This window comes from Streptomyces sp. NPDC102274, from assembly GCF_044766385.1.
Lineage (GTDB): Bacteria > Actinomycetota > Actinomycetes > Streptomycetales > Streptomycetaceae > Streptomyces.
Map to the genome: position 1 here is coordinate 104171 of NZ_JBIWLW010000017.1, position 23242 is coordinate 127412.

The following is a 23242-nucleotide window of genomic DNA, read 5'->3' on the forward strand; positions in this document are numbered from 1 at the left end:
GACTACCGTCCGCGCAGGTCGGCGGGCAAGGGGAAGGATGCTTCTTTCAGCTTCCGTTCGAACGCGCGCGTACCTTTCGCGCCAGAGCCTGTTCGAACCAGACCGTCTTGCCGCGCGCCGAGCTGCTGGTGCCCCACTCCCGGGCCAGGGTGCTCACCACCCGCAGTCCGCGGCCGAACTCGTCGTCCCGGCCCGCGTCCAGCAGGGCGGCGGGGGCCGGTTCGTCGTCGATGACCTCGCACAGCAGCGCGTCCGTACGGACCAGCCGCAACCCGACCTGCCCGGACCGTGCGTGCTTCATGGCGTTGGTGACCAGTTCGCTGACCATCAGCTGGGCCGTCTCGACCGCGGCCGGCAGCTCCCAGTGGAGCAGCTGCCCGCGCACCAGTCGTCTGGCCCTGGCCACCTCGCGCGGGTCCGGGGCGAGATGGAACTCCGCCACGTCCCTGTCCGGGATGCCGTTCAGCCTGGCCATCAGCAACGCCACATCGTCCTTGCGCCCCTCACGGGTGTTGAGGGCGCGGATGATGGTGTCGCAGGCGTCGTCCATCGAGGCGGCGGGGTGCGCGGCGGAGGCGCAGAGCGCGGCCAGACCGTCCCCGATGTCCGCCCCGCGCACCTCGACGAGACCGTCGGTGCAGAGCACCAGCCGGTCGCCGGGCCCCACCTTCACGGTCGCGGTCTCGAAGGCCACTCCGCCCACCCCTATGGGGGCGCCGGTCGGCAGATCGAGTACCTCGGCCCTGCCGTCCTCCGCGCGGACGAGCACCGGCGGGATGTGCCCGGCGTTGGCGATCTGGAGCTCGGACCTGATCGGGTCGTACACCACGTACAGACAGGTCGCCAGATACAGTTCGCCGAGCCGCTGCGCCAAGTCGTCAAGATTGCGGAGCAGTTGGGCGGGCGGCAGCTCCATGGTCGCCATGGTCTGTACGGCGGTGCGCAACTGGCCCATCATCGCCGCCGAGTTGAGCCCGTGACCCATCACATCGCCGACGACCAGCGCGGTGCGCGAACCGGGCAGTTTGACGGCGTCGAACCAGTCGCCGCCGACCCTGCCGAGCCGGGCGCCGGGCAGATAGCGGGTGGCGATGTCACACCCCGCCATGCGCGGCGGGACCCGCGGCAGCATGCTGTCCTGGAGGGTCTCGGCGACATTCTCCTGGTACGTGTACATCCGGGCGTTGTCGAGTACGAGCCCGGCGCGGGCGGCGAGTTCCGCGCCGGTCGTACGGTCCATGTCGTCGAACGGCTGCCGGTCGGGCCGCCGCATCAGCACCATGAATCCGAGCACCACGTCACGTGCCTTCAGTGGGACGAGGAGCATCGACCGGTGGTTGATGAGGGGGCGCAGATCGCGCTTCTCGAACTCGCCCGAGATCCGGTCGCCGGCCTCCTCGCCGAGGCGCGGGATGAGCACCGGCTCTCCGGAGCTCATGCACTGGAAGAACGGGGTGTGTTCGGGGAAGGCCATGGCCTCACCGATGGGCACGGTGTCGTCCCAGCGGCCCGGTTCGTCGTTGTGCTCGACCCAGACCCGGTGCCAGATGGTGGTCACATCGGGCGGTCCGTCGGGGAACCCTTCCCCGGCGAGTACGGCGGCGCGCAGATGCGTGCCCGCGAAGTCGGTGAAGCGGGGCACGGCCGCGCTGGTGACCTCGCGGATGGTATGCGCCAGATCGAGGGACGAACCGATCCGGCCGCTGACCTCGTTCAGGAACTCCAGCCGCTCGCGCACCGCCGCGTATTCGAGGTCCAGCTCGGGACGGGGCGCCGCCCGCCGCCGGGGATCCTCGTCCCCGTCCACCGGTTCCGTCACGCCGCTCCGGCCCGCGGGCCGCCTCGGCACACCCCAGTCGGGGGTGACGGGCACCCGGTCGTGGTAGCTGAACTCCAGGACCGGATAGCCGAGTTCGAGGACCTGCGCGACGATGCGACCGGACTCGGCCGGACTCATGTTCGGCAGGATGTCCGGCAGCCGCCCGGCCAGCGCCTCGGCGTCGGGGAACTCGGTGTGCAGGGCGAAGGCCGGGGAGATCCGCCGGTTGTCGGCCCGTCGGTCCGCGCCGTCCCGGTCGTCCGCGCCGTCCTGGCCGTCCACACTGTCCCGCTTGAACGGGGTCGCTTCCGCGGCGAGTACGAGATGGCGCCCGGGTCCCGGGCCGATCAGCGGATACGCCCACCACACGACATCGAGCCGGGCGCCCCGCTCGGAGAGCGTCGCGTACCCCGCGGTCGGATAGGAGCCGCGGCTGTGCAGCTCCGGTCCGCCCTCGACGCCGGTGGCGGTGTCGGTGTCGTACGGGCCGTGCGCCACGCCGCGTTCCTCCGCGGCGAGGGCACCGGCGACCGGCATCAGATCGGTGGCCGGCCGACCCAGCGCCTCGTCCTTCGCATGGCCGAAAAGTCTCCGTGCTCCGGCCGACCAGTGCGAAACCAGGCCGTCCCCGTCCACAACGGCCACGGCGAGCGGAATCCGGCCGGCCGCGGCGAGCCGCTGCCGCGACACTCCCGGCGGAACACCACTGTCCATGGGTGGGAGGCTCCTTCCCTGCCGCCAGGATCCGCGGCTCCGCCCTCCACGGTACGGCCCGGCGCGGGGGATGCGCCGGGCAATGAACCAATCAGTAGCGCGCCCGCGCACAACCCCCTATTGACTGAAATTCAGTCAGTTCTCATGGCCGTGTCGGTCAGTCCTCGTGGCCGAGTTGGAGATCGCGTTCGGTGCGTCCGCCGCCCGCCACCTGGAGCACCGTGGCGACCGGCGGATAGCCCGCGGCGATCACCGTGTACTCACCGGAGGAGAGATCCACGAACCGGAAGGTGCCGTCGGCGTTGGTGGTGAGGGTGTCCACCACATTGCCCGCCGCGTCGAGCAGGGTGACCCGCGCGTCCTCGACGGGACGGCCGCCCCCGGCGCGTACGGTGCCGCGCAGCACCGCCCCGCCGGCCAGTTCGATGTCCTGCCGGGTCTCCCGGGACGCCTGGACACTCACCGGCAGCGCGGCGGGCCGGAAGGCGGGGGCACTGGCGGCCAGGGTGTACTCGCCCGCCACCAGCTCCGAGATCACATACGCGCCCTCGCGTCCGCTGCGGGTACTCGCCACCACCTCGCCCCGCACATCCGTGAGGGTCACGGCGGCGTCCCGCACCGGCGTGCCGTCCGCGGTGAGTACGGCCCCGGCGAGCCGCCCGGCGCCGCCGAGGACCACGTCCAGCTCGACGGGGCGTTCGCCGACGGTGACCGTGACGGCCTGGGGCTGATGCCCGCCGGCCGCCGCGATCATCACATACGAGCCGGAGCCGGGCACGCTCAGCGCGTACCGCCCGTCCTCGCCGCTCGCACCGCGCCCGATCTGCGTGCCGTGGACGTCGATGAGGGTGAGGGCGGCGCGGGGGACGGTGGAGCCGTCGTAGTGCTGCACCGTGCCGCAGACCGCGACGCCCGAGATGTACGGGGCCGGGGCCGGCGCGGCGGGGATGCCAGGGGTGGAGGCGCTGCGCGCGGCGGGGACGATGCCGGACTCGGCGGCCGAGACGTTCTGGGACACCAGCGGTTTCTCCTTGAGGAAGAAGGCGATCAACAGGCCGAGGACGAGCACCGGCACGAGATAGAGGAAGATCCGCGGCATGGCGTCCGCGTACGCCTGGATATAGCCGTCGCGCAGCGCGGGCGGCAGCGCGTGGACCGCCTGCGGGGTGATGGACTCGACGTCGGGGAGGCCGGTGCCCGCGGGGACGCGGTCGGCGAGTGCGTCGGCGAGCCGGTTGGCGAAGAGCGTGCCGAAGATGGCGGCGCCGACACTGCCGCCGATCTGCCGGAAGTAGTTGTTGGCGCTGGTGGCGGTGCCGAGGTCGGCGGGCGGTACGGAGTTCTGCACGGCGAGGATCAGTACGGGCATCACCAGCCCCATCCCGAGACCGAGGATCGCCTGAGCGATGCCGTACTCCAGTGGGGACGTGCCCGTGTCCAGCCGGGACAGCAGCAACATCCCGGCCGCCGAGAGCGCCCCGCCGAGCACCGGATAGATCTTGTAGCGGCCGGTACGGCTGATGAGATGGCCGGAGACGATGGAGGCGATGACGACGCCGCCCATCATGGGCAGCATCAGCAGACCGGACTCGGTGGCGCTGACCCCGTCGACCATCTGGAGATAGGTCGGCAGATAGCTGGCGGCGCCGAACAGCGCCACGCCGACCACCGCCCCGATCAGACCGGTGACATTGAAGACGGAGTCGCGGAACAGCCGCAGCGGGATGATCGGTTCGGCGGCGAAGTGCTCAACGACCAGGAAGAGCAGGGCCGTTCCGACGGCGCCCGCGGTCAGCCCGAGGATGACGCGTGAGCCCCAGGCGTACTCCGTACCGCCCCAACTGGTCAGCAGCACCAGGCAGGTGGACGAGGCGGCGAGCAGCAGCGCGCCCAGGACGTCGAGCCGGGCGCGGGCGGTCGGTTTGGGGAGCTTGAGGACGACGGCGACGACGGCGAGCGTGACCAGACCGAAGGGCACATTGATGTAGAAGCACCAGCGCCAGGAGACATGGTCGGTGAAGAATCCGCCGAGCAGCGGGCCGGCCACGGACGCGAGACCGAAGGCCGCGCCGATCAGCCCCATGAAGCGCCCGCGCTCCCGGGGCGGCACGATGTCCGCGATGATCGCCTGGACGCCGATCATGAGCCCGCCCGCGCCGATGCCCTGGATGGCGCGGAAGGCGATGAGTTCGTCCATGGTGCGCGACCAGCCGGCCAGCGCGGAGCCGATGACGAAGACGACGATGGCGAACTGGAAGACGCCCTTGCGGCCGAAGAGGTCGCCGAGCTTGCCGTAGATCGGCAGTCCGACCGTGGCGGTGAGCAGATACGCGGTGATCGCCCACGACATCCGGTCCAGGCCCTGGAGTTCACCGACGATCTTCGGCAGCGCGGTGGCCACGATCATCTGTTCCAGCGCGGCCAGCAGCAGGGCGAGCATCAGCCCGACGAAGACCAGCCGCACCCGGCGGGGGCTGAGGGCCTCGGCGGGGGCCGCGCCGCCGGCGGGCGGGGGCGGCGGAGAACCGGCCGCGGCGGGTACGGGCGCTGACGGGGCCTGTGCGGCCTCCTCGGCATCGTTCCCGACGCCGTCGGCGCCTTTCCCCAGGCCGTTCCCGACGTCGTTCACCAGAGTGGTCCCGCCCACGTACTGCTCCCCTCGTCACACCTGCGCGGCACACCTGCGCGGCGTCATTGTTCGCATTGCGCGCCAAGCAGGAGCAAGCGGGCCGCTCTCCCCTGAACGGGGTTGCGACGAGGGCGGGTTGACCGGTGGAGCTGACGCCGAGGCGCTCATCAGGGGCTTTCCCGCGACGCGTCGTGCGGGGGCACGCTACGGCGCCGCGGGGAAAACCACTCGAAACGGTGACCCCGGCGGCTATCCGCCGGGAGGCGCCCTCAACCTGCCGGAAGGCAGGGGGACTCGGTCGGTTCCTGTCCGATCCTGTCCGACCGGACGGGTGTCAGTCCGTGCTGCCCTTCTCGGTCTCCTTGGCGAGCCGCTCGAGCAGCTCGTCGTAGATGCGGCTCAGGCCCTTGGGGGCGAAGGTCCGCTCGAAGAAGCCGCCGATGCCGCCCGCGCCGTCCCAGACGGTGGTGACGACGGCCTTCGAGCTGCCCTCACCGGCCGGGGTGACGGTCCAGGTCGTGACCATGGAGGAGTTGCGGTCCTTCTCCACGAGCAGGCCGTCGCTGGGCTCGGTCACCTCCAGCAGACAGTCGCGGACGCGCTTGCTGGTGGCCTGGAGCCTCCAGTGGACGAGGGTGCCCTCGCCGTCGCCGCCCTCCCGCACCTCGTACTCGCTGAAGTGTCCGGGCAGAAGCTTCGCGCGGGTGTTCTCGTAGTCGGCCAGAGCATCGAACACCGTCTCCGGGTCCGCCGCGATGATTCGCTCCGTCGTGGCCTCGACCTGCGCCATGGCTCTTCCTCCAGCACTCGTTTTCCGGTGGGGTGCGGCCAGCCAACCACCCTCCGGTACGCCCGCCCAAATCGTGGTTGCGGCGATCAAGGGAACAAGTGTTCTATTCTGTGGTCAGTGCTACCGAGGAGGCACCCATGCGCTGGGACAATCTGGTCGAGAACGCCTCGACGACCGGGCCTACCGGGCCTACCGGGGACATCGCGCTCTTCGGCACGGACGCCGTGACCACCCGTACCTTCGACACGCCCGAATTCCGCGGCATCACCTTCCATGAGATCCGTGCCCGTTCGATCGTGAACCGGGTGCCGGGCGCGTCCCGTATGCCGTTCGAATGGACGGTGAACCCGTACCGCGGCTGTACGCACGCCTGCGTCTACTGCTTCGCCCGCAAGACCCACAGCTATCTGGACCTCGACACGGGGCTCGGCTTCGACTCCCAGATCGTGGTCAAGATCAACGCGCCGGAGCTGGTACGCCGCCAGCTGGGCTCCCGGCAGTGGCAGGGGGCCCATATCGCGATGGGTACGAATGTCGACTGCTACCAGCGGGCTGAGGGCCGCTACCGGTTGATGCCGGGCATCATCACGGCCCTGCGCGACCACGCGAACCCCTTCTCCATCCTCACCAAGGGCACCCTGATCCTGCGCGACCTCGAACTGCTGCGGGAGGCCGCGGCCGTCACGGACGTGGGTGTCTCCGTCTCCGTCGGCTTTGTCGACAAGGAACTGTGGCGCACGGTCGAACCGGGCACGCCCTCGCCCGAGCGCCGCCTCGACGTCGTACGCGCGATGAGTGACAACGGCATCGGCTGCGGGGTGCTGATGGCGCCCGTGATCCCCTTCCTGGGCGACGGCCCCGACCAGCTGCGGGCGACGGTACGCGCGATCGCCGCGGCCGGCGCCACCTCCGTGACCCCGCTCGTCCTGCATCTGCGGCCGGGCGCGCGCGAGTGGTTCATGGCCTGGCTGACGCGGCACCATCCCCATCTGGTGGCGCGGTACGAGCGGCTGTACGCGGAGGGGGCGTACGCGCCCAAGTGGTACCAGCGGCGGATCACCCGGCAGGTGCATGAACTGGCCGACGAGTTCGGCATCGGTCCGGCGAGCCGGGGCGGGGCCCGGCGGATCGCCGTGCCACGGGATCCGGACCTCCCGGGCCTGCCGGTCAGGCCGGTGGCGGCGGACCCGGCGCCGGGCGCCACCCAGCTCACGCTGCTGTAGCGCGTCTCCGTGCCGGAGGTGCGCCTACGCGAGACGGCTGAGCGCCTCGGCCGCGGCGGCGCCCAGCCTCGGGTGACGCCGGGCGGCCTCCAGGGCGGGGCGCGCCCGGTCGTCGGCGAGCCGGCCCAGCCCCTCGACGCAGGCGAGCGCCACCCGCCAGTACGGTTCGTCGGGCGCCAGCAGCCGTTCCAGCGTGCTGATCAGCGCCGGTACGGACTCGGGCGCGCGCAGTTCGGTGAGCAGCCGTACGGGGTGGAGCGCGTAGGCCGTGCGCAGCCCGTTGGTGGCGAGCGCGGCGGCGGCTCTGGGAGTGCGCGGGTCGCCGAGCCGTGCCAGGGCGTACGAGGCGGAGACACAGCGCTCCGGATCCCGGTGGTTGAGGAGCAGCACCAGCGCCTCGAAGGCCCGCCGGTCCCCCGCGCAGCCGAGCCGGAACGCCGCGATCTCCCGTGCCCACAGGGGCTGTCCCGGCGCGACGAGAACGTCGGCCAGCATCTCGGGATCCTCGGTGGCGATCAGCCGCTCGCAGGCGTCGGAGCCCCGGGACTCGTCCCGCACCCGGTCCGCGAGCGAGCGGAAGTCCTCGTCCATCCGCCCAGCGTATCGATCCGGCGGATCGCTGTCGGCACCAAGTAGCGTGCCCCACCGGCCACTTCACGCCTGGACGAGCAATTCCGGCCGTCCGTGACACGGCGCACAGCGCCCCCGCTATGGCGCGCTCGTTACTCGTCGGTTAGCCTCAGATGAGCGGATAACCTCCGCGGCTTTCGACGGCCTGGTGACGCAGCCGTCGTGGGTGGTGCTGTCGGTTCAGCACGGCTGTGTACGGCCATGTAGGGCTTTCGTGCCGTGTACGGCCTTCAACGGCGATGTACGGCGCGACTCCGGAACAGAGGCCGCCACCGCATCGCCGCCGCTCCTTCGCGACCCGCACGTTCTCGCGCGCCCGGCGCTCGCCGCGCGCCCTCAGTCGTCACTCTCATCCCCTGGAGTCCCGTGATGGACATCCCTCTCTCCACCATCGCCGTCGTCGGTCTCGGCACGATGGGCACCGGTATCGCCGAGATCCTCACCCGGGCCGGGCACGAGGTCATCGGTATCGACATCAGCGACGCCGCCGCCGTCCGGGCCGCCGAGGCGCTCGACGCGTCCACCGCGCGGGCCGTGCGTCGGGGGCGGATCGGCGAGGAGGAGCGGCGGACCGTGCTCGCGCGCTTCCGCACCTTCTCCGATCTGCGCGCCGCCGCCGACGCCGAGCTGGTGATCGAGGTCGTGCCGGAGTCGTACGAGACGAAGCAGCGGGTCTTCCGCGCGCTGGACACCATCGTCAGCCCCACCACGATCCTGGCGACCGGCACCAACGCGCTGTCGGTGACCCGGCTGGCCGCCGACTCCGCGCACCCCGAGCGCGTGCTCGGCCTGCACTTCTTCAACCCCGCGCCGGCGATGAAGCTGGTCGAGGTGGTCTCGTCGGTCCTCACCTCGCCGCAGGCGGTCGCGGCCGTCACGGCGCTCGCCCGGGAGCTCGGCAAGGAGCCGGTCCCGGTGGGCGACCGGCCCGGTTTCGTGGCGGACGGGCTGCTCTTCGGCTATCTCAATCAGGCCGCCGCCATGTTCGAGGCGAAATACGCCTCCCGTGAGGACATCGACGCCGCGATGCGGCTGGGCTGCGGGCTGCCGATGGGGCCGCTCGCCCTGCTCGATCTGATCGGGGTCGACACCGCCCGTACCGTGCTGGAGGCGATGTACGCGGCGTCGCACGACCGGCTGCACGCCCCCGCGCCGGTCCTCGGCCAGCTCAGCGAGGCCGGGCTGACCGGCCGTAAGTCCGGGCGCGGTTTCTATACGTACGAGGCGGTCGGCAGCGGCACGGTCGTGCCGGACGCGTTCACCCCGGGGGCCGGCCGGGAAGGCGGCGCCGGACGGCCCGTCCGCTCGGTGGGGGTGGCGGGCTCCGGCACGATGGCGAGCGGTATCGCGGAGGTCTTCGCCAAGGCGGGATACGACGTCGTGCTCGCCGCCCGTACGCCGGAGAAGGCCGAGGGCGCCACGTCCCGTATCGCGAAGTCCCTGGCCCGCTCGGTCGGCAAGGGGCGGATGACGGCCGAGGCCTGTGCCGCCACGCTGGCGCGGATCACCCCGGCCGGTTCGCTCGACGCGCTGTCCGAGGTGGACCTCGCCATCGAGGCGGTGGCCGAGGACCTGGAGGTCAAGCAGCGGCTGTTCGCCACGCTCGACAAGGTCTGCCGGCCGGGCGCGGTGCTGGCCACCACCACCTCGTCGCTCCCGGTGATCGCCTGCGCCCGCGCGACCTCGCGCCCGTGGGATGTCGTCGGGATGCACTTCTTCAATCCGGCCCCGGCGATGAAGCTCGTCGAGGTGGTCCGTACGGTGCTGACCTCCGACGAGACCGTGGCCACCGTCCACGCCGTGTCCACGGCCGTCCGCAAGCACCCGGTGGACTGCGGCGACCGCGCCGGTTTCATCGTCAACGCGCTGCTCTTCCCGTATCTGAACAACGCGATCAAGATGGTCGAGGAGCACTACGCGACGCTGGACGACATCGACGCCGCGATGCGGCTGGGCGGCGGCTATCCGATGGGGCCCTTCGAGCTTCTCGATGTGGTCGGCCTCGATGTCTCCCTGGCCATCGAACGCGTCCTGCACCGCGCGTTCCGGGACCCGGGGCTGGCCCCGGCGCCGCTGCTCGAACATCTGGTGGCCGCGGGCTGCCTCGGCCGCAAGACGGGCCGCGGCTTCCGCGAGTATGCCCGGCGCTGACCCGGGCGCGGGCCGGGGCGCGGGCCGGGGCGGGCCGCTCGATCCGGCGGACCGCACGCCGGACTCGCCGGCGTCCGGTACGACGGCGTCCGGTACGGCGTACGGCGCGACCGGCGGTGCGGCGGGCGGCCCGGCCCCGCAGGCGCGCTCTCCTGCACCGATGCAGTACGTTCACCTCATGTCCCAGCCCGCCAAGTCCTCCCGTACGCACTCCAGGACCGACGTTCCGGAAAGTGCCGCCGGTACCCGCGCCGCCGCCCAGCGGCTCAAGATGCGCCGCGAGCTGGCGGCCGCGGCCATGGAGCTGTTCGCGACCAAGGGGTACGAGGCGACGACCGTCGACGAGATCGCCGCGGCGGCGGGGGTGGCCCGCCGTACCTTCTTCCGGCACTTCCGCTCCAAGGAAGAGGCGATCTTCCCCGACCACGACGACACGCTCGTACGGGCGGAGGCGGTCCTCAACGCCGCCCCCGCCCATGAGCATCCGCTCGACACGGTGTGCCGGGGCATCAAGGAGGTCATGCGGATGTACGCAGCCTCCCCCGCGGTCTCCGTGGAGCGCTACCGGCTGACCCGCGAGGTCCCCACGCTCCGGGAGCGCGAGATCGCCTCGGTGGCCCGCTACGAGCGGCTGTTCACCCGTTATCTGTTGGGCCACTTCGACGAGCGCGACCACACCGACGGCAACGACGACCCACTGCTGGCCGAGGTGGCCGCGTCCGCCGTCGTCACCGCGCACAACCATGTGCTGCGCCGCTGGCTGCGGGCCGGCGGCCAGGGCGATGTGGAGGCGCAGCTCGACCACGCCTTCGCGATCGTGCGCGACACGTTCGGTACGGGCATCGGCGCGGGCCGGACCATCGGCGGCAAGCCGGAGCATGTGGCGGCCTCGGCGCGCACCACCGGGGACGTCCTGGTGGCGGTGGCCCACACCGACGCCCCGCTGGACGAGGTCATGCGCACCATCAGGCAGGCGCTCAGGAACGCGTGAGCGACCCCCGGTAACCGCCCGGCGCACCGGACCCCGCGAGGTCCGGTGCGTTTTCGTCTGCGCGTCGGTATGCGCTTCCGTACGCAAGCCTTCGCCTACGCCATGCGCTCGCTTGACCGCGCTTGGTGATATTTGTCGCCGCATGAGCGGTAGACATTGCTCATGCGTGCCCCGCAGGTGACAAACGAGGGAAATTGTTGGCACCCAGTGCCTTGTCAGCTGTCACAGGGTGCCATATCGTGAAGTTGTCCGGCTGTTCCCGCAAGCCGTCTCGCTTGTGCGCCAGGACGCCTGCGTCACAGGCACCTCCGCGCCCACCCGGCGCCGCCGATCAGCACGAAGCGGCTCGATCAGCACCCGCACCCGCCGAACCGACGGCACACCTCCACCGCACCAGCAAGCAGCCCCCTTGCATCTCGCACCCTCAGCTTCGCCGGAGGCAACACCGTGAAGGAAATCCTGGACGCGATCCTTTCGCCGGACACTACGTCCGCCGACTTCGCCGCACTGCCGCTGCCCGGTTCGTACCGCGCGGTGACCGTCCACAAGGACGAGACGGAGATGTTCGCCGATCTCCCCGCCCGGGAGAAGGACCCCCGCAAGTCACTCCATCTCGATGAGGTGCCGGTGCCCGAACTCGGCCCCGGCGAGGCCCTGGTGGCCGTCATGGCCAGCTCGGTGAATTACAACTCCGTCTGGACCTCGATCTTCGAGCCGCTGCCGACCTTCGGCTTCCTGGAGCGGTACGGCAAGCTCAGCGAGCTCGCCAGGCGGCACGATCTGCCGTACCACGTCATCGGCTCGGACCTGTCCGGCGTAGTGCTGCGTACCGGGCCCGGGGTCAACGCCTGGCGGCCGGGCGACGAGGTCGTCGCGCACTGTCTCTCCGTCGAACTGGAGTCGTCCGACGGCCACAACGACACGATGCTCGACCCCGAGCAGCGGATCTGGGGCTTCGAGACCAACTTCGGCGGTCTGGCGGAGCTGGCCCTGGTGAAGTCCAATCAGCTGATGCCCAAGGCCGGGCACCTCAGCTGGGAGGAGGCCGCGGCCCCGGGGCTGGTCAACTCCACCGCGTACCGCCAGCTGGTGTCCCGCAACGGCGCCGACATGAAGCAGGGCGACAACGTGCTGATCTGGGGCGCGACCGGCGGACTGGGCTCGTACGCCACACAGTTCGCGCTGGTCGGCGGCGCGAACCCGGTCTGTGTGGTCTCCAGCGACCGGAAGGCGGAGCTGTGCCGGCGGATGGGCGCCGAGGCGATCATCGACCGCGGCGCCGAGGACTACCGGTTCTGGAAGGACGAGCACCACCAGGATCCGCGCGAGTGGAAGCGGTTCGGCAAGCACATCCGTGAGCTGACCGGCGGCGAGGACGTCGACATCGTCTTCGAGCACCCGGGGCGCGAGACCTTCGGCGCGAGCGTCTATGTGACCCGCAAGGGTGGCACGGTCGTGACCTGCGCCTCCACCTCCGGCTACACCCATGAGTACGACAACCGCTATCTGTGGATGTCGCTGAAGCGGATCGTCGGCTCGCACTTCGCCAACTACCGTGAGGCATGGGAGGCCAACCGGCTGGTCGCCAAGGGGAAGATCCATCCCACCCTGTCGAAGGTGTACGCGCTGGAGGACACCGGCCAGGCCGCGTACGACGTGCACGGCAACCGCCACCAGGGCAAGGTCGGCGTGCTGGCGCTGGCGCCGCGCGAGGGCCTCGGTGTGCGCGACGAGGAGCTGCGCGCACGCCATCTCGACGCCATCAATCTGTTCCGCGACGCTTCGGCGGAGCGGACCGCTTCCCACACTCATGACAGCTGAGGGTTCCCTGATATGCCTGACCGCCAGAAGGACCGGCCCTGGCTCATGCGGACGTACGCCGGTCACTCGACCGCCGAGGCGTCCAACGAGCTGTTCCGGCGCAATCTCGCCAAGGGGCAGACGGGCCTGTCCATCGCGTTCGATCTCCCGACGCAGACCGGCTACGACCCCGACCACATCCTCGCCCGCGGCGAGGTCGGCCGGGTCGGGGTGCCGGTCTCGCACCTCGGCGACATGCGCCGGCTGTTCCAGGACATCCCGCTGGAGCGTATGAACACCTCGATGACCATCAACGCCACCGCCATGTGGCTGCTGGCGCTCTATCAGGTGGTCGCGGAGGAGCAGGGCGCGGACATCGGCCGGCTCCAGGGGACGACACAGAACGACATCGTCAAGGAGTACCTCTCGCGCGGGACGCATGTCTTCCCGCCGGGGCCGAGCCTGCGGCTGACCACGGACATGATCACCTACACGGTGAACCACATCCCCAAGTGGAATCCGATCAACATCTGCAGCTACCACCTCCAGGAGGCGGGGGCCACTCCGGTCCAGGAGATCGCGTACGCGATGTCCACCGCGATCGCCGTACTGGACGCGGTGTTCGCGTCCGGCCGGATCCCCCAGGAGCGCAAGGGGGATGTGGTCGGCCGGATCTCGTTCTTCGTCAACGCGGGTGTCCGGTTCATCGAGGAGATGTGCAAGATGCGGGCCTTCTCCCGTATCTGGGACCGGATCACCCAGGAGCGGTACGGCGTCGAGGACGCCAGGCAGCGCCGCTTCCGCTATGGCGTCCAGGTCAACTCCCTCGGGCTGACCGAGGCGCAGCCGGAGAACAACGTCCAGCGGATCGTTCTCGAAATGCTCGCCGTGACACTCTCCAAGGACGCCCGCGCCCGCGCCGTACAGCTGCCCGCCTGGAACGAGGCGCTGGGGCTGCCCCGCCCCTGGGACCAGCAGTGGTCGCTCCGTATCCAGCAGGTACTGGCGCACGAGAGCGATCTGCTGGAGTACCCGGACATCTTCGAGGGCTCGCGGGTCGTCGAGGCGAAGGTGGCGGACCTGGTCACCGAGTCCTTCGCCGAGATCGACCGGATCGAGGCGATGGGCGGGGTGATGACCGCCGTCGAGTCCGGCTATCTCAAGTCGCGGCTCGTCGCCTCGCACGCCGAGCGGCGGGCGCGGATCGAGTCGGGCGAGGAGAAGGTCGTCGGCGTCAACTGTTTCGAGTCCACCGAGCCCAACCCGCTCACCGCCGATCTCGACACCGCCATCATGACGGTCGATCCGGCGAACGAGGCCGGGGTGGTGGCCGCTCTCCAGAGCTGGCGGGTCAACCGTGAGGAGGCGCGGGCCACCGACGCGCTGACCGCCCTGAAGAAGGCCGCCGCGGGCACCGACAATCTGATGGCCGCCACGCTGGAGTGCGCGCGGGCCGGGGTGACGACCGGCGAGTGGTCCTGGGCGCTGCGGGACGTCTTCGGCGAGTTCCGCGCGCCCACGGGCGTCAGCGGCGCCCCGATCGCGGTGTCCGCGGAGGCGGGCACCGCGCTCGCGGACGTACGAGAGAAGGTGGCCCGTACCGCCGAGGAGCTGACCTCGGCGCCCGGCGCCCGGGGCGGCACCGGGCGGCTGCGGCTGCTGGTCGGCAAGCCCGGTCTGGACGGGCACTCCAACGGCGCCGAACAGATCGCGGTCCGCGCCCGCGACGCCGGCTTCGAGGTGGTCTACCAGGGCATCAGGCTGACGCCCGAACAGATCGTCGGTGCCGCGCTCGCCGAGGACGTGCACTGCGTGGGCCTGTCGATCCTCTCGGGCTCGCACGCCGCGCTGGTGCCCGAGGTCCTGGCGCGGCTGCGCGAGGCGGGCGCGGGCGACATCCCGGTGATCGTCGGCGGGATCATCCCGAACGCCGACGCCGAGGAGCTGCGGGCGGCCGGAGTGGCCGCCGTCTTCACCCCGAAGGACTTCGGGATCACGGAGATCATCGGCCGTATCGTCGACGAGATCCGCACAGCGAACAAGCTCGACCCATGGGAGGTCCCCGCATGACCGCGCCTGCTACCACCGAGACAGCCGCAACCGCCGCGCGCCGGCTGCGTCCGCGCCGCTCGTGTCTCGCCGTACCGGGGTCGAACCCGCGCTTCCTGGAGAAGGCCCAGGGGCTGCCGGCCGACCAGGTCTTCCTGGATCTGGAGGACGCCTGCGCGCCGCTCGCCAAGGAGGGCGCCCGGCACACCATCGTCGACGCGCTCAACAAGGGCGACTGGACGGGCAAGACCCGGGTCGTACGGGTCAATGACTGGACGACGCACTGGACCTACCGCGATGTGATCACGGTGGTGGAGGGCGCGGGACACAATCTCGACTGCGTCATGCTGCCGAAGGTCCAGGACGCCCAGCAGATCATCGCCCTCGATCTGCTGCTCACCCAGATCGAGAAGACGATGGGCTTCGAGGTCGGCAGGATCGGGATCGAGGCGCAGATCGAGAACGCGAAGGGCCTGGTGAACGTCGACAAGATCGCCGCCGCCTCGCCCCGTCTTGAGACGATCGTCTTCGGTCCCGCCGACTTCATGGCGTCCATCAATATGAAGTCCCTCGTCGTCGGGCAGCAGCCGCCCGGCTATGGCGCGGACGCGTACCACTACATTCTGATGCGCATTCTGATGGCGGCCCGTACCCACGATCTCCAGGCGATCGACGGCCCCTACCTCCAGATCCGCGATGTGGACGGCTATCGCGAGGTGGCACGCCGGGCGGCGGCGCTGGGCTACGACGGCAAGTGGGTGCTCCACCCGGGCCAGATCGAGGCGTCGAACGAGATCTTCTCGCCCTCCCAGGAGGACTACGACCACGCCGAGCTGATTCTCGACGCGTACGAGTACTACACGTCGGAGGCGGGCGGCAAGAAGGGCTCCGCGATGCTCGGCGACGAGATGATCGACGAGGCGAGCCGCAAGATGGCGCTGGTCGTCTCGGGCAAGGGCCGGGCCGCCGGGATGCGGCGTACCACCTCGTTCGAAGCCCCGGAGGCGTGACGATGCGGTTCGGACGCACCTTCGAGGAGTTCGAGGTCGGCGCGGTCTACAAACACTGGCCGGGCAAGACGGTCACGGAGTACGACGACCATCTGTTCTGTCTGCTCACCATGAACCACCACCCGCTGCACCTGGACAGCAACTACGCGGAGAAGACGACGGACTTCGGGAAGAACGTCGTCGTGGGCAACTACATCTACTCACTGCTGCTGGGTATGTCGGTGCCGGATGTCTCCGGGAAGGCCATCGCCAATCTGGAGGTGGAGTCGCTCAAGCACGTCGCGCCGACCTTCCACGGGGACACGCTCTACGGCGAGACGCTCGTGCTGGAGAAGACGCCGTCGCGCTCGAAGAGCGACCGCGGAATCGTGTACGTGGAGACCCGGGGCTACACACAGGACGGCACGCTGGTCTGCGTGTTCAGACGCAAGGTGATGGTCCCCACCGAGGCGTACATCAAGGAACGCGGCGGCGAACAGCCCGGCCGCCCCGAGCTGCGGGAGAAGTGACAGAGATATGAGCCGACTCGCCCGGACAGCCGGGCTGACCGACATCCAGCGCGAGATCCTGGCGACCGTCAGGGACTTTGTCGACAAGGAGATCATCCCGGTCGCCACCGAGCTGGAGCACCGCGACGAGTATCCGGTCCAGATCGTCGAGGGGCTCAAGGAGCTCGGCCTGTTCGGGCTGATGATCCCCGAGGAGTACGGCGGTCTGGGCGAGTCCCTGCTCACCTACGCGCTCTGCGTGGAGGAGATCGCCCGGGGCTGGATGTCCGTCTCCGGCATCATCAACACCCACTTCATCGTGGCGTACATGCTCAAGCAGCACGGCACCGAGGAGCAGCGGGCCGCCTTCCTGCCGCGGATGGCGGGCGGCGAGGTGCGTGGCGCGTTCTCGATGTCGGAGCCCGGTCTCGGTTCGGACGTCGCGGCGATCACGTCCAAGGGGATCAGGGACGGCGACTCATATGTACTGAACGGCCAGAAGATGTGGCTGACCAACGGCGGCACGTCCCACCTCGTCGCCGTGTTGTGCCGCAGCGACGAGGGGCATCCGGAAGGCACGGCTCCGCACAAGTCGATGACCACGTTCCTGGTCGAGAAGGAGCCCGGCTTCGGCGAGGTGCGGCCCGGCCTGACCATCCCGGGGAAGATCGACAAGATGGGCTACAAGGGGGTCGACACCACCGAACTGATCATGGACGGACTACGCATTCCGGCCAATCGGGTGCTCGGCGGGGCCACCGGCCGAGGGTTTTACCAAATGATGGACGGCGTCGAGGTCGGCCGGGTGAATGTCGCGGCGCGTGGCTGCGGGGTCGCACAGCGCGCCTTCGAGCTCGGTGTCTCGTATGCCCAGCAGCGTCACACTTTCGGCAAACCCATCGCCCAGCACCAGGCGATCCAGTTCAAGCTGGCGGAGATGGCCACCAAAGTCGAGGCCGCCCATGCCATGATGGTCAACGCGGCACGCAAAAAGGACTCCGGGGAACGAAACGACCTGGAGGCAGGGATGGCGAAGTACCTCGCCTCCGAGTACTGCAAGGAAGTCGTCGAGGACGCCTTCCGTATCCACGGCGGCTACGGCTTCTCCAAGGAGTACGAGATCGAGCGCCTCTACCGCGAGGCCCCGATGCTGCTGATCGGCGAGGGTACCGCCGAGATCCAGAAAATGATCATCGGCCGCCGACTGCTGGAGGAGTATCGGTTCCAGGGATAATTGTCGCTTTTGCTCGGATTTAATGGCGAAGAAGATCACATCCTGTCGCCCTCTGACGCCTTCTTCAAGCCGCTCGACTCGGGTCCTGGCTTGCTCAGTTGCAGCTCGAAACCAGTACCATCGCTGGAAAGCCGCCGCCGTCCCCCCGTTGCCAGCGCGGCATCATCCGCTACGAAGGTCATCCATGCCCCACAGCCAAACCTCTGCACCACGCGTCAGCTTGCTCGGTGGACGCCTCGCGCGCGGAGCATCGCCGTGGCTCCTGCCCACCGTCGCCACAGCGGCGATCGGTCTTGTCCGCGCACGTCACTCCAAGCGCGCGGCGGTCCTCGCTGTGCCCGCCACCGCGCTCGCGGCGGGCATGCTGTGGTTCTTCCGCGACCCCGAGCGCGAGATCACGCAGGGCCGGGTCATCTCCCCGGCGGACGGTGTGGTGCAGAGCATCATGCCGTGGAAGGACGGGCGCACTCGTGTCGCCATCTTCATGAGCCCGCTCAACGTCCATGTCAACCGCGCCCCCCTCGCGGGAACCGTGACATCCGTGGAGCATATTCCCGGCGGATTCGTTCCGGCGTTCAACAAGGAGAGCGAGAACAACGAGCGCGTTGTCTGGCACTTCGACACCGAACTGGGCGACATCGAGATGGTGCAGATCGCCGGCGCGGTAGCCCGCCGCATCGTCCCGTATCTGCCCCAGGGGACCAAGGTGGAACAGGGCGAGCGCATCGGCCTGATCCGTTTCGGCTCGCGTGTCGACATCTACCTTCCGGAAGGTGTCGATGTCGCTGTCGAGGTCGGTCAGACCACGACCGCAGGGGTGACTCGAATTGACCGTGATTGATCCCGATACGCAAGCCGGCTGGGCGGCGGAGGCCGAGGCCGAGGAGGAGGACGACGCGGAAGACATGCCGCTCTCACTGCGGCTGTCGATAGCGGACACCCTCACGCTCGGTAACGCCACCTGCGGCTTCATGGCCGTCTACTTCACCACCACCGGCATCCTGATCCCGCATCTCACGGGCAGCGACGAGAGCGGCATGGCGCGGCACTCCGCCGCGACGGCCGTGATCCTGATGCTGGCGGCGGCGATCTTCGATCTCTTCGACGGGCTCGTCGCGCGCAAGCTGCGCAGCTCACCGATGGGCGCGGAGCTGGACAACCTCTCCGATCTGATCAGCTTCGGCCTCGCCCCGGCATATTTCGTACTGGTGTACGGAATGGTCGCGGACGACGCGCATCAACGGGTCTCCGCACTGGCGGCGATCGTCGTCCTGCTGGCCGTCGTGCTACGGCTGGCGAGATTCTCCTGTGTGACCCTGAAGGACGGCATGTTCCAGGGGATGCCGAGCCCCTTCGGTGCCCTCACGGTCGTCTCGATCGTCCTGCTGGAGCTGCGCTTCGTACCGACGCTGCTCGCGATCGTCGGGGTGGCCTGGCTGATGGTGAGCCGGGTCGAGTACCCCAAGCCGCGGGGCGTTCTCGCGGTGGTGATGCTCAGCTGGATCGTGGCCGCGATGGGGCTGCTGGCGGCCTGGGCGTTCGACGCGCCGGGTGGTCAGCTGCTGCTCCAGACCGGCTGTGCGCTCCAGGTGGTGGCGGCAGCGGTGATCCCGCTCTTCGCCACGGCCCGGCGCGTGAACACGTTCCGCGGCAATCGCCGCGAGGCACGGGCGGCGCATCGCGAGGCACGGGCGGCGCAGCTGCCATAGCCGGGCTGTCGCCGTACGGCGAATGAACGTGAAGGGCCCGGACGCGCGCACGCGTCCGGGCCCTTTCCCGTGCACTCCCTCTTCCCCGCGCCCTGCCCCTCTGGAATGATCGACCGCCATGACCGGGGGATCGATACATCAGCTCTTCGAAGAACGGGCGCAGCGGACGCCCGACCATGTCGCCGTCGTCACCGACAGTGAACAGATCGGCTACGAGCAGCTGAACACCGACGCCGGACGACTGGCCGCGTATCTCGCCGCGACCGACGGACTGCCGGATGCCGGATCCACCGTCGCCATCTGTACGCAGCGCCCGGCCGAGGTGCTGGTGTCGATCCTCGCCGTACTGAAGGCGGGCCACGCGTACGCCGTCGTGGACCCGAAAACGCCGGCCCAGGAGTTGCACCGGTTACTGGGGCTCGCCCGCGCCAAGGCCGTCATCACGAACGAATCGCTGCTGCCCCGGGTCGACGACGGCCGCGGCAGGACGGCCATCTGTCTGGACACCGACGCGGCGCACATCGCCCACGCGGGACCCGCCCCCCGGGATTCGGCGGGCCATACGCCTGGCGGACATACGCTTGGCGGACCGGCCGCCGTGCTGTTCACGGCGGGGACGACGGGCAGGCGCACGGCCGTCCGCACCGGGCACGACCGGCTGGTCGCCTCGTACGCCGCCTGGTCCGAGGTCTACGGGCTGTCGCCGGAGGACCGGCTGCTGGTGACCGCGCCGCCCGCGACCACCGAGTTCACCGGCGGCTGGATACGCGCCCTGTGCTCGGGCGCGACGCTGGTGCTCTCCGAACGGCCGATCACGGCCGACCGGATCGCGGCGGAGCAGGTCACGGTCGCCGAGATGAGCCCCGCGACCGCCGCCGAGCTGCTGGACGAGGAGCTGCCGTCCCTGCGACTGCTCACGGTGGGCGGCGCACCGCTGCGCCTCGATGAGCAGCTGCGGCTCCAGGCGCTGCTGCCGGCCATCGGGGCGCGCGTGCTGAGTGTGTACGGGACGACGGAGGTCGCCGGCTGCGGTACCTGGTTCGAGCCCGAGCAACTGCCCGGCCCCGTGGCACATCCGAAGCGGGCCGCGTATCTGGGGCTGCCGTTCCCGGGGGGCGCGGCCGAGATCCGCAAGGGGCAGATCTGGCTCACCCCTCCGGAGGGCGGCGACGCGGTCCCCACCGGTGACGCGGGGCGGCGGCAGGGCGAAGGGCCGATCGAGTTCCGCGGCAGGATGGCCGACCGGGTCACGATCGACGGCAGGACGGTCGACACCTACCGGGTGGAGACGGCGCTGGCCGACCACCCCCACATCCAGGACGTGGTCATCACCGGAGACCGGGGCCGCACCGGGAGCCGTCTGATCGCGTTCGTGGTGCCGAGCGCCGGGGCTCCGTTCGGTGCCGCGCCGGAGGCCGCCTCCCTGCGGGCCAGGCTCACCGGGGTGGTTCCGGCGGGCGACATCCCCGAGGCTGTGGTGCGCCTCAGGAAGCTGCCGGTGAACGCGGCCGGGAAGGTGGACCGGGAGGAGCTGCCGCTGCCACCGATCCCGGGCGCCGCGCGGGCGAGCGGCAAGAGCGGGGCGGGCGACGACACGAAAGAGGGCGCGATCGCCGCCCTGGTCGGGGTCTGCGCCGGCTTCTTCGCCGCCGTGTTCACCTCCGTGATCTTCCCCGGCGCCACGGATGTGACCGGGGTGCCGGGGCCGTGGAACGTGCTGTTCGTGCTGCTCTACATGGCCGAGTGGCTCGCCTTCGCCATCGGGATGGGGTTCCTGGCGGTGGGCCGGGGGTTGATGCTGCAGCGGAGCGAGTCGCGTGGACTGACGACCGCGGCCCATCTGGCGATCGTCTATCTGCTGGTGGCCTGGTGGCCGCAGGACAACCTCTACCGGCTGGCCGACAAAACCGACTGGCCGCGGCAGGCGGCTCTCATCTACACCTTCAATGTGCCCTTGATGATCGCGGCGCTGATCGTGATGATCTGGGTGGTGGCGTCACTGCCCGACGTCAAGCAGCGGGACCGGTAGGAGCGGCGGGAGCGGCGGAATCGGCAGGAGCGGCGGATCCGGTAGAAGCGGCGGGACCGCTGGTCCGGCCGACGATGGCGAAGATCCGGCCGAGGTCCCGAGCGGCGCCGCGGACCAGTGCCTCGGCCATGTCGAGACAGTCCGGCGTGCGGGCGGCGAGCAGGACGCCCAGGAACGGGGCCGGGTCGAAGGCGGCCGAGGGGATCGAGGGCACGAGCACCGCCCCGATCTCCGCACAACGCCCCGTCAGTTCCCTCAGCCACACCAAAAGTTCGCCGTCCGGAAGCCGGGCGCCGAGCGGGATGTGGTCCAGGGTGCGGACGAGATGGTCGCCGCCTCTGGTCTCGTCGAGGCGTGCCTTCACCATGAAGGCGACGGACGGTCCCGTCAGCCGCAGATTGATCTCCGTCGGCGCGAGCCGGCCGGCCGTGGCGGTCACGAAATCGACGTCGTACCAGCCACGGTAGCCGCTCGCGGCGAGTTCGAGGCCGACGGCGTGACCGAACCGCAGGGCGACCGAGGCGGCCCGGTCCGGGACGGCGCCGGGGCCGACGGTCGCTCCCCGGTACGCCGTGCCCGCCACGTCCATCCGCGCGGCGCCGACGTCGTGCACCGTGCCGGCCGTGTCCACGAGGCCGTCGTAGGTGAGGTCGCGCGGAACGTCGTGCGGGACGTCGTGCGGCGGGCCGGGCTCGGAGCCTTCCGTCACGTCCGCCGCGTCCGTCCCGTCCGTCAGGTATTCCTCCACGAGGAGCGGGCCCCGGGGCAGCGCGCGCAGGACCGGCAGCAGACCGCGTACGGATCTGACCACATGGGTGCCCGAACCCCCCACACCGTGCTCGGTCTTGACGACACCGCCCGCGCCGGGGCGGACCAGCGCGAGGAGCAGCCGGGCCGCCTCGCGACGGTTGGCCGCCGTCCGCTGCACGGGCACGGTGATGGCGGGATGCGCGGGGGCCAGCCGCTGGAACAGGCCGTTGGCCGCGCTCTTGGACTCGTAGCGCAGCGCCCCGGACGTGAGGGGCTCCCCCGACAGCTCACCGGACGGTCCGGTGTGGCCCCACGGTACGAAGGGCAGTCCGAGCCCGCGCAGTCGGCGGGTGAGGGCGGGGCGGGCGAGGATCGCGGCGGCGAGCCCGGAGCGGGCGGCATCGGGAGTGTGGAGGGCCTCGGCGGCCTGGAGCCCCTGGGGGGTGTGGACGGCTTGGCCGGCCTCATCGGCCTGGGCAACACCAAGGCCGTCGTACACCTCCAGCGAATCCCAGGCCAGTTGGCGGCACAGCAGCTCGGCCCAGCCCGGCGGCACGGTCACCGGCAGCACGACCGCGGCCGGGTGCGGACTGCCCAGCGCGGCCAGGCAGGAGTAGTGGCCGCTCGCCCGGCGCGCGAGCGGGGTCAGTTCACCGAACTGCGCCTGGAACTCCGCGACATTGCCGAGCTGTACGGTGCGCAGACCGCGTGTCCAGGCCCGTACCCAGGCCCTGCGCGGAGGCGGTTCCACCAGGAGACGGGGCAGCGCGCCCCCACCGGGGACGGGCCGCGCGCCCAGTGCCCGGTAGAAGTCAACCGCGTGCGGATCGGAGTCGATGGTCAGCCGCTCGAAGCCCAACTCGCGTGCCGTGTCCAGAACATTGGCGTACAGGGCACGACCGATGCCCCGGCCGATCACCCGGGGTTCGACGAAGAGCAGGCCGAGCGTGCCGTCCGGGGCCCGGCCCTCCAGCGAGGCGACGCCCAGGGCCTCCCCGGACGTCTCGTCCTCGGCGACCGTCAGCCGACGGGCCGTCACCTCACAGCTGGAGATGGTCAGTTCGTCACGGCAGGCGGCCAGGAACGCTTCGTCGTAACCCCAGTGGGCCTTGGAGCGCAGCACCAGCGCGCTCAGCACCGGCGCCTCTTCGGGGCGCGCTTCCCGTATTCGCACGCCCCGACTTTAGGCGGTGTCCGGCACGGCCTGGGGCCTGGGCTTTCCGGCC

Annotated in this window: 16 protein-coding genes; 11 read left to right on the forward strand and 5 right to left on the reverse strand. The window is 70.3% G+C overall.

Annotated features, from left to right (window positions below):
* Positions 1 to 46: 46 nt before the first annotated feature.
* The 3 genes from ACIRQP_RS23025 to ACIRQP_RS23035 form a co-directional block, all read right to left on the reverse strand.
* Positions 47 to 2533, reverse strand: coding sequence for a SpoIIE family protein phosphatase (locus ACIRQP_RS23025; RefSeq protein WP_403892997.1), 2487 nt, complete (start codon positions 2531 to 2533; stop codon positions 47 to 49).
* 157 nt (positions 2534 to 2690) lie between these two features.
* Positions 2691 to 5180, reverse strand: a complete 2490-nt coding sequence (locus tag ACIRQP_RS23030; protein WP_403892998.1) for an MFS transporter — start codon at positions 5178 to 5180, stop codon at positions 2691 to 2693.
* A gap of 316 nt (positions 5181 to 5496) precedes the next feature.
* The gene (locus tag ACIRQP_RS23035) at positions 5497 to 5952 is read right to left on the reverse strand and encodes an SRPBCC family protein (RefSeq protein ID WP_403892999.1); all 456 of its coding nucleotides are present in this window, start codon (positions 5950 to 5952) and stop codon (positions 5497 to 5499) included.
* A gap of 137 nt (positions 5953 to 6089) precedes the next feature.
* Here ACIRQP_RS23035 and ACIRQP_RS23040 point away from each other — a divergent pair, with 137 nt between their 5' ends.
* Complete coding sequence (locus tag ACIRQP_RS23040) at positions 6090 to 7175, forward strand: Rv2578c family radical SAM protein (protein ID WP_403893000.1); 1086 nt, start codon at positions 6090 to 6092, stop codon at positions 7173 to 7175.
* Between the two features lie 24 nt (positions 7176 to 7199).
* On the opposite strand, the gene ACIRQP_RS23045 is transcribed toward ACIRQP_RS23040, so the two are convergent.
* Complete coding sequence (locus tag ACIRQP_RS23045) at positions 7200 to 7766, reverse strand: adenylosuccinate lyase (RefSeq protein WP_403893001.1); 567 nt, start codon at positions 7764 to 7766, stop codon at positions 7200 to 7202.
* 408 nt (positions 7767 to 8174) lie between these two features.
* Between ACIRQP_RS23045 and ACIRQP_RS23050 the strand changes: the two genes are divergently transcribed.
* From ACIRQP_RS23050 to ACIRQP_RS23095, 10 genes are all read left to right on the forward strand, one after another.
* Entirely contained in the window at positions 8175 to 9956 is a 1782-nt protein-coding gene (locus tag ACIRQP_RS23050) for a 3-hydroxyacyl-CoA dehydrogenase family protein (RefSeq protein WP_403893002.1), read from the forward strand.
* A gap of 178 nt (positions 9957 to 10134) precedes the next feature.
* On the forward strand, positions 10135 to 10947 hold the full coding sequence (locus ACIRQP_RS23055) for a TetR family transcriptional regulator (protein ID WP_403893072.1): 813 nt from the start codon (positions 10135 to 10137) through the stop codon (positions 10945 to 10947).
* A 447-nt stretch (positions 10948 to 11394) separates the two neighbouring features.
* Entirely contained in the window at positions 11395 to 12768 is a 1374-nt protein-coding gene (gene ccrA, locus ACIRQP_RS23060) for a crotonyl-CoA carboxylase/reductase (RefSeq protein ID WP_403893003.1), read from the forward strand.
* 12 nt (positions 12769 to 12780) lie between these two features.
* A complete protein-coding gene (locus ACIRQP_RS23065) occupies positions 12781 to 14817 on the forward strand; it encodes a protein meaA (RefSeq protein WP_403893004.1) in 2037 nt (678 codons plus the stop codon).
* Entirely contained in the window at positions 14814 to 15806 is a 993-nt protein-coding gene (locus ACIRQP_RS23070) for an HpcH/HpaI aldolase/citrate lyase family protein (protein ID WP_403893005.1), read from the forward strand. The genes ACIRQP_RS23065 and ACIRQP_RS23070 overlap by 4 nt, the downstream gene beginning before the upstream one ends.
* 2 nt (positions 15807 to 15808) lie before the next feature.
* Positions 15809 to 16315 carry a MaoC family dehydratase gene (locus tag ACIRQP_RS23075; protein ID WP_403893006.1) on the forward strand — a complete coding sequence of 169 codons (507 nt, stop codon included), beginning with the start codon at positions 15809 to 15811 and terminating at the stop codon, positions 16313 to 16315.
* Between the two features lie 7 nt (positions 16316 to 16322).
* A complete protein-coding gene (locus ACIRQP_RS23080; RefSeq protein ID WP_403893007.1) occupies positions 16323 to 17528 on the forward strand; it encodes an acyl-CoA dehydrogenase family protein in 1206 nt (401 codons plus the stop codon).
* A gap of 184 nt (positions 17529 to 17712) precedes the next feature.
* Positions 17713 to 18369 (forward strand): phosphatidylserine decarboxylase, encoded by a 657-nt coding sequence (locus tag ACIRQP_RS23085; protein ID WP_403893008.1) that lies wholly within the window; start codon positions 17713 to 17715, stop codon positions 18367 to 18369.
* Positions 18362 to 19237 carry a CDP-diacylglycerol--serine O-phosphatidyltransferase gene (gene pssA / locus ACIRQP_RS23090; protein WP_403893073.1) on the forward strand — a complete coding sequence of 292 codons (876 nt, stop codon included), beginning with the start codon at positions 18362 to 18364 and terminating at the stop codon, positions 19235 to 19237. Before ACIRQP_RS23085 ends, pssA begins: the two co-directional genes overlap by 8 nt.
* 118 nt (positions 19238 to 19355) lie before the next feature.
* Positions 19356 to 21266 (forward strand): AMP-binding protein, encoded by a 1911-nt coding sequence (locus ACIRQP_RS23095; RefSeq protein ID WP_403893009.1) that lies wholly within the window; start codon positions 19356 to 19358, stop codon positions 21264 to 21266.
* On the opposite strand, the gene ACIRQP_RS23100 is transcribed toward ACIRQP_RS23095, so the two are convergent.
* The gene (locus ACIRQP_RS23100; RefSeq protein WP_403893010.1) at positions 21247 to 23190 is read right to left on the reverse strand and encodes a GNAT family N-acetyltransferase; all 1944 of its coding nucleotides are present in this window, start codon (positions 23188 to 23190) and stop codon (positions 21247 to 21249) included. The two genes, ACIRQP_RS23095 and ACIRQP_RS23100, sit on opposite strands and share 20 nt — an antisense overlap.
* Positions 23191 to 23242: the final 52 nt, after the last annotated feature.